Source organism: Collinsella sp. TM09-10AT (assembly GCF_003436275.1).
In the GTDB taxonomy this organism is placed as follows: domain Bacteria; phylum Actinomycetota; class Coriobacteriia; order Coriobacteriales; family Coriobacteriaceae; genus Collinsella.
This window is the reverse complement of record NZ_QSOP01000023.1, coordinates 22,860-35,498: the sequence shown is the minus strand read 5'-3', so window position 1 is coordinate 35,498 and position 12,639 is coordinate 22,860. Positions and strand designations below refer to the sequence as shown.

Annotated in this window: 7 protein-coding genes; all 7 read left to right on the top strand. The window is 58.7% G+C overall.

Translation table 11 applies throughout. The features are described from left to right. The first annotated feature begins 83 nt into the window (after positions 1-83). Positions 84-758, top strand: coding sequence for a PRD domain-containing protein (locus DXD77_RS08870; protein WP_117648468.1), 675 nt, complete (start codon positions 84-86; stop codon positions 756-758). Between the two features lie 118 nt (positions 759-876). Beyond that, a complete protein-coding gene (locus DXD77_RS08865; RefSeq protein WP_117635881.1) occupies positions 877-2,316 on the top strand; it encodes a PTS transporter subunit EIIC in 1,440 nt (479 codons plus the stop codon). Between the two features lie 652 nt (positions 2,317-2,968). After that, positions 2,969-4,417 (top strand): glycoside hydrolase family 1 protein, encoded by a 1,449-nt coding sequence (locus tag DXD77_RS08860; RefSeq protein WP_117563637.1) that lies wholly within the window; start codon positions 2,969-2,971, stop codon positions 4,415-4,417. A 236-nt stretch (positions 4,418-4,653) separates the two neighbouring features. After that, on the top strand, positions 4,654-5,934 hold the full coding sequence (locus DXD77_RS08855; protein WP_158549128.1) for an MFS transporter: 1,281 nt from the start codon (positions 4,654-4,656) through the stop codon (positions 5,932-5,934). A 222-nt stretch (positions 5,935-6,156) separates the two neighbouring features. Beyond that, positions 6,157-6,978 carry an HAD family hydrolase gene (locus DXD77_RS08850; RefSeq protein ID WP_117648466.1) on the top strand — a complete coding sequence of 274 codons (822 nt, stop codon included), beginning with the start codon at positions 6,157-6,159 and terminating at the stop codon, positions 6,976-6,978. Between the two features lie 506 nt (positions 6,979-7,484). Further along, a complete protein-coding gene (locus tag DXD77_RS08845; RefSeq protein WP_117648465.1) occupies positions 7,485-10,871 on the top strand; it encodes a Spy0128 family protein in 3,387 nt (1,128 codons plus the stop codon). After that, on the top strand, positions 10,864-12,534 hold the full coding sequence (locus DXD77_RS08840) for a SpaA isopeptide-forming pilin-related protein (RefSeq protein ID WP_158549127.1): 1,671 nt from the start codon (positions 10,864-10,866) through the stop codon (positions 12,532-12,534). The genes DXD77_RS08845 and DXD77_RS08840 overlap by 8 nt, the downstream gene beginning before the upstream one ends. Positions 12,535-12,639 lie beyond the last annotated feature (105 nt).

The following is a 12,639-nucleotide window of genomic DNA, read 5'->3' as shown; positions in this document are numbered from 1 at the left end:
TTTCCCGGTTCGACGAACAGCCGATCGTGTCAAATTTGGTCTAACAGAGCCAATTCTATAACGTTCCCGAGAGCCTGCAGGATATGGTCGGCACACTTCCCGACGACGTTCTGCTCGCGGCAAGCGACATTGCCTGCTTCGCATCCCAGCAGCTTGGTTGCAAGCTGTCCGGTGGCCTGCCCTTTATCCTGGCAGATCACCTGCAGTTTGCCGTTCAGCGCGACGACGACCAGATCAGCGCTCCCAACCCGCTCGAGCATGAGGTGGCTTTCATCTACCCGCGTGAGCTCGAAATCGGTCAGGCCGCGCTCGCCATCGTGCAAAAGCACACCGGCGCCAAGCTGGGTCAGAACGAGGCCACGAGCATCGCGCTCCACATCGTTAACGCCGAGGTCGACGGCATGGGCCGCGCCAAGGACATGGACTTCATCATGAAGAGCACCCGCGTGCTTGACGAGGTAACCCATTCCGTGGAAAAGCAGCTCGGCTGCTCGCTCGACACGGCGTCGTACTGCTACATTCGCTTTCTTGCGCACCTGCGCTTTTTGGTTCGCCGCCTTGTTAAGGGCAGCTGCACGCAGACCGAGAACTCCTCACTGTTTATGCAGGCCGCCCGCGATTTTCCCGAGGCCTACCAGTGTGCGTACGCCATCAACCGCGTGTTCGAGAAAGAGTTCAAGCAGAGCTGCTCGGACGAGGAGCTCTTGTATCTGATGATGCATATCAACCGTCTGCGATCGGCTTCGCAGACCGAGTGAGTAAAGCCGCCAGCCCGGCGGCAATCGCAACAATTCTTTTTGGTTTCTAACTGCGGGCAAGGTACCGGCTCGCGGTAGGGGATATTTTTGTCGAAATTTGGAAAAGAGAGGACAGATCATGGCAGGTAAATACGACGATCTTGCTGCCCAGATCGTAGAGCTGGTTGGCGGCAAGTCCAACGTCAAATGCGTCGCACACTGCATTACCCGTGTTCGTTTTAAGCTCAAGGACGAGTCGAAGGCAAATGACGAGGCAATCTCCGAGCTGCCCAACGTCATCAAGGTCATGCACGCCAACGGCCAGTACCAGGTTGTTGTGGGCAACATCGTCGAGGACGTCTACGACGCCGTTCTCAAGGCCGGCGGTTTTAGCGACGGCGGCGCCGTCGACGCCGATGACGACGATGCCGCTCCCAAGGGCGTTACCGATGTGATCATCGACCTCATCTCGGGCATCTTCGCCCCCATGCTCGGCACCTTCGCCGCTGCCGGTATCATGAAGGGCCTGCTGGCGCTCGCTACCTTCCTGGTCCCGAGCTTTGCCAACGACGGCGCCTACACGCTGCTCTACACCGTCGCTGACGGCATGTTCTACTTCCTGCCCGTGGTGCTTGGCTTTACCGCGGCCAAGAAGTTCAAGATGAGCGAGTTCAACGGCATGGCCATCGCCTTTGCCCTGGTGTATCCCACCATGGTTGCCCTGACCTCGGGCGAGGTTGTCGGCTCCGTCGAGCTCGGCTTTGCTGGCACCTTCTCTTGGTACACCACGTTCCTGGGCCTGCCGCTCATCATGCCTGCCTCGGGTTACACCAGCTCCGTTATCCCCATCCTGCTCATGGTCTGGTTTGGCTCCACCCTCGAGCACTGGGTTAAGAAGTGGATGCCCGCTTCTATGAAGATGTTCTTCACCCCGCTGATCGTCGTCACCGTTACCGTCACCCTTGGCTATCTGGTCATTGGCCCCATCGCCACGCTCATCACCAACCTGCTTGGTGAGTTCTTCGCGCTGCTGTTTGGCCTGCCCATGATCGGCTCCCTCCTGGGCTGCACCCTCGTCGGTGCCTTCTGGATGTGCCTGGTCATCTTTGGCTTCCACTGGTCGCTCGTGCCCATCGCGCTGGTCAACCTGTCCACTCTGGGCCACGACTACATCCTGGGCTCCGTTATCGCCCACTCCTTCTCGCTGGGCGCCGTGCTCTTCGCCATGTATCTCAAGAACAAGGACGAGAAGTTCCGCGGTATCGCGCTGCCGGCCATGATCTCCGCCTTCTTCTTTGGTGTCACCGAGCCCGCTATCTACGGTGTCGCCCTGCCCGATAAGAAGGCCTTCATCAACGCCAGCATCGGTTCTGCTGTGGGCGGCCTCATCATTGGTCTCTCCGGCGCCGTGGTGTACATGTCCGGTGGTCTGGGCGTCTTCAACTGGCTGTCCTTCATCGACCCCTCCGGTGTTAACGGCATCAACCACATGATCTGGGCTATCGTTGCCTCTTTCGTGGGTGCCGCCGTGGGCTTTGCGATCGAGTTTGCCACCTACAAGCCCGAGGCTGCCAAGTAGCCCAAACGACAAAGACTCGGTACCAAGCCGGCGGGAGGGGGAGCGCCCCGCCGGTTTTTTTCAAAGGGGCTAGATGCCATGCGCTCGTCCGAGCGACTGCCCAAAATCAAAACCATGCCGGATTACGGGGCTGAAACGGTGAGTGCTGACCATACCCCGTTTTTCCGTAAACTGACAAGCCTCCTACCTGCGGTTTTGTCCTTGCCGTTTCTGGCATGCTCAAGGGGCACTGGTTCTGCCCCGTAAACCGGCATGGTTTTGAACCTGCCAATAAGGGACAGGTTTATTTTGGTCGGTTTTATCTGGGCAAACGTCGTCTCCGTCAGCTCCGTCCGCATATCTTAAGCCGGCATAGTTTCGATGGGTCGGTCCGTGCGCGTCCCGCAACATGCCTCGCCACGAAACCGGCCTATCTACTACGTTTAAGTGGTAGGGGCCAACCACACGGTGGTTTTTCGAAAACCGCCAAGCCGTCTACCTGCGGTTTTATTTTTGACAATTGCGGCGTGGTCGGGGGTTCACGACTAAACGTAGTAGATGGGCCGGTTTCGTGGCGGCCGACTCAACGCGAACTCCGATCGGGACGCAAATTACCTCGTGGACGCCGCTTCGGCGTCCACGCAACATCCCAACACGTACGAAAGGAGCCAACATGGCTTTTCCCGATGGATTTCTGTGGGGCGGTGCCACTGCCGCCAATCAGTGCGAAGGCGGATACAACGAGGACGGCAAGGGCCTCGGCGTTCCCGACATCATGACCGGCGGCACGGTCTCCGAGCCGCGCCACATTACCGACGGCATTCTGCCCCAGTACCACTATCCCAGCCACGAGGCCGTGGACATGTACCATCACTATCTCGACGACATCAAGCTTTTTGGCGAGATGGGCTTTAAGTGCTACCGCATGTCCATCAACTGGAGCCGTATCTTCCCCAACGGCGACGAGGCCGAGCCCAACCAGGCCGGCATCGAGTTCTACCGCCGTGTGTTCCAGGCCTGTCAGGAGCAGGGCATCGAGCCCATGGTCACCCTTAGCCACTATGAGCTGCCTTATGGTCTGTCCAAAAACTACGGAGGCTGGAAGAACCCCAAGCTCATCGATTTCTACCTCAACTACGCCCGCACCGTCATGACCGAGTACAAGGGCCTGGTGCGCTACTGGCTCACCTTTAACGAAATCAATTGCCTGCTCATGGGCGGCTTTGGCGGCGTGATGGGCGGCGGCATGGTGCCCGAGGCAACCGACACGCCCATGGCCTTTGGCGACTGCGACTGGGACGACCCGCAGGCGCGCTTCGATGCCCTGCACCATCAGTTCCTGGCGAGCGCCAAGTGCGTCACCATGGGCCATCAGATCGATCCCCAGAACAAGATCGGCTGCATGATCGCCGGCAACGCCTGCTACCCGCACACGTGCAATCCGGCAGACGTTCTGGCCGCACAAAAGCAGCAGCGCGAGATGAACTTCTACTGCGGCGACGTGCAGGTGCGCGGTGCGTATCCCTCGTGGGCGCCCAGCGTGTGGCGCCGCGAAGGCGTGCACGTGGAGGTTTCGCCCGAGGACGCCGCCACGCTGGCCGCCGGCAAGGTCGACTTCTACAGCTTTAGCTACTACATGAGCGCCACGGCCACGGCTGACCCGGTGCTGCTGGAGCAGGGCAACATCTTTGGTGGCGCCGGCAACGAGTACCTCAAGAAGAGCGATTGGGGTTGGGCGATCGACCCCGAGGGCCTGCGTTACTACCTGGAGGAGGTCTACGACCGCTACCAGGTGCCGCTGATGATCGTCGAGAACGGCCTGGGCGCGGTGGACGAGGTCGAGGCGGACGGTGCGATTCACGACGGCTACCGCATCGATTACCTGCGCGAGCATATCAAGCAGATGGAGATTGCCATCGAGGACGGCGTGGACCTGATGGGCTACACCATGTGGGGCTGCATCGATTTGGTGAGCGCCTCGACCGGCGAGATGAAGAAGCGCTACGGCTTCATCTACGTCGACAAGGACAACGACGGCAACGGCACGCTCGCCCGCAGCCGCAAGGACAGCTTCTTCTGGTACAAGAAGGTCATCGCCACCAACGGCGCCGACCTGGCCTAGCCAAGTCTCAACCAGCGTAAACGTCGCAACCACCACAAAGGGGCCAGGCGCCTTTGTGGTGGTTTTTGCTTTGGTAGATGTGTGGGACATGCCTTACAATCTACCAAGTAGTTCATGACGGGCGAAAAACGGAGAGAAGGGTCCTGATGCGTCCTTAATGTTTCATGCGGATAGATTGATTTGACAGACGGTGGCGAATGCCCACCGCCCGTATTCGTATGAAACAAGGAGTCTCCATGCTCGCATCTCTTTTCTCAAAGCCTCAATCATCGCTGTCCGTGCAGGCCAAGCGGCTGGTGGCGATGCGCTTTCTCATCTACACCGGGTTTCAGACCAGTTATTTTATCGGCGTCATCGGAACGCTCACCTATGCAGACGATGCCTCAGTCGTGGCGACATCGCTGGCCGTTCTGTTTATGAACGTTTTCGTGATCCTGGGATCCTTTGCGGGTGGCGCTGCGCTCGACGCCTGGGGTCCGCGCCGCCATTTCTTGCTGAGCATCATCGGCGCTCTTGCAGCTGGCACGGCAATCATCGCCTTTGGTAGCGCGACCGGCGTCGTCCTGCTCGGCGCGGTGTTTCTGGGCTTTGTGATGGGATTCGCCCAGCCTATCGCCACGTCCTATCCGGCCTACCTCACCGACGATCCTGTCGAGCTCAAAGACATCAACTCCGCCATCGCCATGTTTTCAAACGTGAGTATCATCGTTGGCCCCACGCTGGGCGGCTTTGTCGCGGCGGCTGCATCGTCGCGCGCGGTGTTCGTGCTCATGATGCTCTTTACCGTGCTGGCATTCGTTGTCGGTTGGGGCTTTAGGCCGCAGACCAGCCATGTCGCCGGGCATGCGGATGCCGATTCGGCAGAGGAAGGGGAGCGTGCGGGACAAAGCTCCAACCCCAGCACGTCCGCCCGCGCCACCTTCGCAGCCAGCATCAAGACAGTCTTCACCAACAGCGTCCTCGCCCTGCTGTTCTGCATCATTTTTCTTTCGAACTTTGGCTACGGAGCCTTCGATCCGCTGGAGTCGTTCTTCTACCGCGATGTCCTGCACGTCGGCGTTGAGTGGATGGGCTGGCTCTCGTCTGCCTGCGGTGTCGGCGCGGTGCTGGGTGCCGTGCTCGCGCTCCGCTTGCCGCCGCACCTGGTCAACCTTAAAACGCTGCTCGTGGCACTTATGTCCGTGGGCCTGGGAAGCCTGCTCTATGTGGGGACGCCGTACGTGGGTGTGGCCCTCGTCGGTCAGGTCGCCCTGGGCATAGCTTGGGGCATCGTCAACCCGCTCCACAACACGATCGTGCAAACGACGGCGCCGCTCGAGCAGCTCGGTCGCGTGAACTCGGTCATGGGCTTTGGCAATATGTTCGCCGGCGTGGCCCCTCTGGCGGTTGCACCGTGGCTGGCGGCAACATTTGGCGTACAACAGACGCTCGTGGGGGCAGGCATGGTCGTGACGGCGGTCCCTGCGGCGTTGCTGCTGTTTGGACGCCGGCATTTTGATCGTGCCGCAAGGCAGTAAAAACCATCACAACATTCGATGATAATCGCGATTTTGCCGAAAAACATCGAATGTTGTGATGGTTTGTGCCCTGGGCCAGGCCATCCTGCATCCTGCCACCACAAAGGGGGCCAGGCACCTTTGTGGTGGTTTTGCTTTGACAGGCAGCATCCGCGCCTTGGTATACCATGTACGCCGTTCACGAATACACTCCACACCGCCGCGCTACCCAGAAAGGCCCCCATGGACACCACCTTCAGCCACATCAAAGCCGTGTTCTGCGATATCGACGGCACGCTGCTCACGAGCCAGCACACGGTGTCCCCGCGCACCGTGGCGGCGATCCGCGCCCTGCGCGAGCGCGGCGTGCTCTTTGGCCTGTGCACCGGGCGCGATGCCCATGCGACCGAGGCCATGTACGAGCTCTGGGGCATCGAAGGCCTGGTGGACGTGCTCGTGGGCTGCGGCGGCGCCGAGGTCATCGACCGCGCGCACAACATCAACGAGCTGAGCTATCCGCTGCCGGGCGAGACCATCGCGCGCATCTGCAAGCACATGGCGGACCTTCCGGCAACGCCCGTCTGCCCCCGAGACGGCGTGTTCTACGTGCCCGAGAGCAACGCGTGCGTCGAGCACCTGTCGCGCGTCGATGGCGTGCCCTACCAGGTGGTCGATTTCGCCGAGTTTTTGCGCGAGCCGCAGCCCAAGGTGATGTTTACCATGGCGCCCGAGGTAATGCCGCGGGTGATTGAGCGGGCGTCGACGTTTGCCGATAACACCGTTAAGGCGGCGGCTCTGCAAACCACGCAGCGGCTCTACGAGTTCATGGATCCGCGCGTGTCCAAGACGCGCGGCCTTGTGCGCGTGGCGGAGCTCAACGGCATGGAGCTCCAGGACATCTGCGTGTTTGGCGATGCCGATAACGACACCTGCATGGTGGCTGACGCCGGCGTGGGCGTGGCCATGGCAAACGGCAGCGCCGCCACCCGCGCCGCCGCCGATTTTGTAACCGCCAGCAACGACAAAGACGGCATCGCGATCTTTATCGAGGAACATCTGCTGTAGCGCTGGGGGAGAACCACCGCAGAAAGGGGCAGGCTCTTTTGCGGTGGCCTCAGGCGATTTGGGCGAATTGATACCTAAAATCTGTGGGAAAATTCAAATATTGTTGTCTGAACATCATACTTCTAACCACCGATGGGTTTAAGATATTCTCATCAATTTGGTAGGATATTCATCACGGTTAATGACCTACCGCTCACGGTCGATTTTCGACCGTTCACAGGATGTTTGCTCTTGAGCAAAATGTTGTGCAAATAAATCTAATGCCATTAAAAAATAATACGCAACTAAATTACCAGCAGAAACAAAAAATAGATAGCGAATAAACGAAGGCAAATCCGAGCAATTGTCAAGAGAATTGAGAACTCACTACAAAACTATCGGTTTTATTTGCTCAGATGTTTAAACAATCGTTATAATTGCATTACTAAACGAGCGCAATTACAGATTGCGCAGATACGTTTGATGGTGAAAGAGCAAGATCGCGGTCTCTTGGGGAGGAGACATCGATGAAAGCGAATTCGGACAAATCTAAGCAGAGTAATAAAGCGACGCGCCGTGTACTGGCAGGCGTTTTGTGCGGAGCCTCCGTGTTGAGCCTGGTACTGTCGCTCGTCATGCCCCCGATCTCGCAGGCCATTGCCAACGACGCCCAGATGGTTTCTACCGAGGAAACTGTGATGGGGGGGGGTTCCTCAAGTGAGTCTACTGATGTAGGCAGCACCAACAACGGGGATACCGAAAACCAGAATAGTGACGATGCAGAGGGTGGCGAGACCAATCCTACAAATGACGTTGAGCAGGGTCAGTCTGGGGATCAACCTGAGGGTAAGCTGCAGGTCGAAGATAACGAGCCGGCAGATGGCAACGCTGTGATGGCGGCCACGGAAGGCGAGCAAACCGAAGCGGCGCCCGACGAGATAAAAAACGTTGGCGATTTAAAAACCAAGTTGGCGAATGCAAGCGGTGTTGCTAGCTTCAAGCTTATGAATGATGTCGAGACCGGCGAGACAATCACGCTTAGCAAGGACGGCAGCAAAATCACGCTGGATCTAAACGGCCATAAGATTAAGCATAAGAGTTCAAATCAGCCTCTGTTCAATATCACCGGCGGTGCGACGCTGACCGTCAAGGACGGCCAGCAAGCTGCCGCAACAGAGATCACGGCTAATCAAGAAAACAAATGTGGCAATCTCGCTTCAATAGAATACGGCGATTCTAACATCCCGACCAAGCTTACCTATTACGTAACAGAATCGGTCGCAAGCGGAACCGTTACAAACGAAACTCTTAAAGCGTATGAGGCTGGTATCAAGGGTGCCATTGTGGCTTGCAGCGATACCGAAGCTACTGGGTTAAGGCTCGTCAACCTTTTCAATGGCGGCAGATTCAACCTTGAGAGCGGCGCGATCACGCAAGAACAAAACGGTCGCGTCGGCAACCTCATCTATGCCGAGAACGGCTCTACCGTCAACATGAGCGGTGGCTATGTGTGCGGCGCTTCTGGCTCGGGTTCCGGCGCAGGCGTTATGGTATCCAATGCGAGCGGCGGTGCCTCCACTCTTAACCTGACCGGTGGCGTAATCGCGGGCAACTATGCCCTCAATGGCGGCGGCGTGTACGCTAACGGATCCACAATTAATATGACCGGCGGCACGATTTCCGGTAACGGTACGTTCAAAGATCGATCAGGCTACGGCGCCGGTGTTTGTGCTGTTAGTTCAACTGTAGTCATTTCAGGTGGTTACATCACCAACAACAACTATCAGTTCTACAGCGACAATGAAGGCAACACGAAGCATATTGGCAACGGATGTCACGGCGGCGGTGGTATTGCTGCTTACAATAACGGCAGTCTAACAATTAACGGTGGCTACATCACCGGTAACTATTCTGCCGAGGCCGGTGGCGGTATTTATGCTGGCGCTTGGAATCAGGCCCTCTCCTCATTTAAGTTTTCGGGTGGAATCATCGCTAGCAATGTGGCGCAAAACTCGGAGGGCGGCGGTATCCGTATCGCTGCGCCTACAGTTGGCGAATTTAATGTGAGTGGCACGAAAGCCTACATCACCAACAATACGACTAATACCCCCAATGACTGGGGTGGCGGCGGCGTGTTTGTCCAGGGAGGCAACAGTGACCAAGGCGTTAGTTCGGCGCGTCTCAAGATATACAACGCCCTGATTACCAACAATCATGCCAATGGCTTTGGCGGCGGGTTTGCCGCTTGCCCGACTGGCAAGACTGCCATTACCGATACCAATGGCATCGCGATTTTCGGTAATTTTGACGAAAATGGTAATAAGCGGTCGGGCGGCACTAATGGGAAGAGCGAGGACTGGAATTACGATAAGGAGAATGACACGGGCGGCGAAATAACCGAAGCTTTTATAAAGGCCGGCCATGAGGACCTTTTCTTAATTCACGATTCTGCCAATTCGGAAACCAAACCGTATATCGCAGCCGTAACCGGCCAGATGCTTGGTGGTGGAGCCGCCAACTGGTCGGGCACGATCGACAAAACACCAACGTCTATTGGCAAGTACGAGGGCGCTCAGGCTAAGTACATGATTGGCCTTAAATCTGAGCCGATTAAGGTTGATATGGATGCTGCTACCGCGGCTGCTTCCCTCTTCATCACGGGCAACAGATCCAACATCCACGGTGGCGGCATCATGACCAACGGCGACGTTGTCGCCGGCTCCACTCGAGAAGTCAAGGTTTACCCCAAGATGAAGCTCAACGGTACCAAGGTGCTTGAGGACGGCGCGCTTAAAGGAAATGACTTCGATTTCCAGCTTCTCAGGCAGAACAAGATTATTAACAAACCAGGCGAGATCTCATATACGATTCCGAGCTTTGACTCCAATGGTGATCTTCAGCTCAATGGCTGCTCGGTGGTCGATACGGTGAAGAACGATAAGAACGGAAATCTCACCTTTGATCTAGGTGAAGTTTATGCCGATGACGATCTTGTCTACTACTTGGTAGAGGTTCCGGGCACGGACAAGAACGTGACTTACGACAAAACGATCTACAAAATTGATCCTGAGGTTGTGAGGGATGAGAAAAAGTCGCACAACGTGCTTGACATTATATACACGTATTACAAAGTCGATAGCGTTTCGGTAACAAAGGTAGAAAATGACGGCGCTGGCGCAAGAACGCCAGAAACAGAACCAGCAGCTATCGCAGCAGCTGAAGGCGAAAACGCTGTTATCGTTAAGCTTACCAGTGGTGCAACTTTCACCAACAAGTACACTCCGTACACCTCCAGCGGTTCTTGGACTCCTAAGGCGACTAAGGTCGTTAAGGGTGGCGAGATGAAGGAGTTTACGCTCGAGTTTGCGGATAACACGGGCTTCAAAGAAGCCGAGACGGTTAAGACCGACCCCGACGGCGTGATTACCACCACTGCCGACGGCGACAAATCCCAGACCCTGGGCTTCGACGAGATTAAGTACAATCTTGCCAGTCTGAAGCAGAGTGATTCTGATGTTCCGGGCCGCGGTGCTTCCAAGACCTTCACGTACTATGTGCGCGAGAAGGACGATAGCTCGATTTTCTCGCATTACAAGTTCGATAATTCGGTCTACAAGTTCACGGTTGTTGCAACGGACAATTCCAAAAGGGACATTAGCTGTAAGGTGACCTACATGAAGGGAACCGTTGACTCCGATGGCAACTGGAAAGCAGACGTCGGTGCCGAAGAACAGAACCTCACCGACACCTCCACCCCCACCTTCACCAACACCTACTCCACCTCTTTGCCCCTTTCTGGTATGTCGGGCGTCACTCTGACGTACCTTGCCGGCGCGGTGGTGCTTTGCGCTGCTGCGGCCTGGATGCACATTCGTCGCAAGGCGAATGCGAAGGGAGGTAAGCGTCGTGAATAAGAAAGTTTGCTCCTTCCCGATCTTGTTTGCGCTGCTTACCCTCCTGATCGGCACCTGCGCGGTTGTGTTCCCCGCATCCGCGCAGGCCGCGCCGACCTCGACCGGTTCCATCACGGTGAGCGGCACCGTGGCGCGCAGCTACGACGCCTACCAGATCTTTAGCGCCAACGTCGTCGACGGCGACAGCGACGCCAAGATCGCCACCGACCTCGCCTGGGCAAGCGACGCCGTGCGCGACGCCGCGCTGCCTGTGCTGCACAGCGCCGGCATGCCCAATTCCCAGACCACCGCGCAGGAAGCTGCCGAGTGGCTCAACACCGATTCCCACCTTACGAGCGCGCTGAGCGCGCAGCTCGCTCGTTCCCTCCAGAGCTCTGGCGCCGAGCTCGCGGCCCTCAACGCGGGCACGGCGGCCGAGCTGCCCTGCGGCTACTGGCTCATCGTCGCCGACGACGACGCCATCGCCCAGGGCGAGGCCGGCACCGCGCCGATCATGGCCCTGGTGGGCGGCAGCGCCGTCACCGTCAAGCCCAAGGCCGCGACCCCCAAGGTGGCCAAGCACGTGCTGGAGGACAGCACCGCCGCATGGCAGAAGGCCGCCGACGCCACGGTCGCCGACGACCTGTACTGGCGCCTCTCTGCCACGGTCCCGGCGGGGCTCACGGCCTACGACACCTACGCGGTGCGGTTCGTCGACACCATGAGCGCGGGGCTCGACCCCTCCAAGGTGGCCGCGAGCATGCGCGTGTACGTGGCGGCGGGCGCGGACGGCGGCTTTGGTGCGGTCCAGACCGACAAGGACGGCCGCGCCGGCACCGAGCCCGCGAAGGGTTGGACTGACATCACGGCCCAGTGCGCCACCAAGGTAGCGGCCGACGGCAAGACCTTCACCGTGCGCACCGGCGACCTGATCGCCGCGCTCGGCGGGGCCGACGCCTTCATCGCGGGCGCCCGCGTGGTCGCCGTGTACAATGCGCCGCTCAGCAGCGCATGCAACCACGGCATCGCGAAGGGCAACCCCAACGAGGTCTACCTGCGCTACCCGCGCTCTCCCTTTGCCGACCAGTCCGGCGACGCCGGCTTCACCCGCACGCCGAGCGACGATGCGTGCGCCTACACCTGGGATCTTGCGCTCACCAAGCGCGGCAGCGACGGCGACAAGCCGCTTGCCGGGGCGGTCCTGAGCATCGCCGACGACCGCGGCCGCACGCTAGCGGCCGACGGCACGTGGGATGCGGAGGGCAAGGCCACCGTCACCACGGGCGAGGACGGCCGCGTGACCGTCTCGGGCGTGGACTCGGGCAAGCTGGAGGTCCGCGAGCTCAAGGCACCCAAGGGCTACACCGCCTTTGAGGGCACGCGCTCCGTGACGGTCAAGGCCGAGGGCCTGGACGTCGACCAGGTGGCCGCCGCCAAGCCCAAGCTCACCATCACGGCCGAGTCGCCCCTGCGCGCCGACAGCGCGGACGGGTCGACGGGCAGCTTGGAGGCGTCGCTCATCAACACACCCACCGGCACACCCCCTAGCATTACCACCGGAGGCTTTATGCCCTCGACTGGCGATATGGCAATGTACGCCGCGGCCGCCGCAGCGGTCGCCGGAGCCGCGCTCATCGTGGTCGCGCTCCTGGTCAAGCGGGGAGGTGGCAGCCATAAAGAGTAGCTGGCAGCCCCACAGAGAGCGGGGCGAGACGTAGCGAAGCAGATGCTAAGACACAGACAGATGATGACCGATCGAATGAGAATCAAACGGAAAACGGAGGAAAAG

Coding starts and splice junctions, on each gene's coding strand:
- DXD77_RS08870 (WP_117648468.1), top strand. CDS start 84: ATGGTCGGCACACTTCCCGACGACGTTCTGCTCGCGGCAAGCGACATT.
- DXD77_RS08865 (WP_117635881.1), top strand. CDS start 877: ATGGCAGGTAAATACGACGATCTTGCTGCCCAGATCGTAGAGCTGGTT.
- DXD77_RS08860 (WP_117563637.1), top strand. CDS start 2,969: ATGGCTTTTCCCGATGGATTTCTGTGGGGCGGTGCCACTGCCGCCAAT.
- DXD77_RS08855 (WP_158549128.1), top strand. CDS start 4,654: ATGCTCGCATCTCTTTTCTCAAAGCCTCAATCATCGCTGTCCGTGCAG.
- DXD77_RS08850 (WP_117648466.1), top strand. CDS start 6,157: ATGGACACCACCTTCAGCCACATCAAAGCCGTGTTCTGCGATATCGAC.
- DXD77_RS08845 (WP_117648465.1), top strand. CDS start 7,485: ATGAAAGCGAATTCGGACAAATCTAAGCAGAGTAATAAAGCGACGCGC.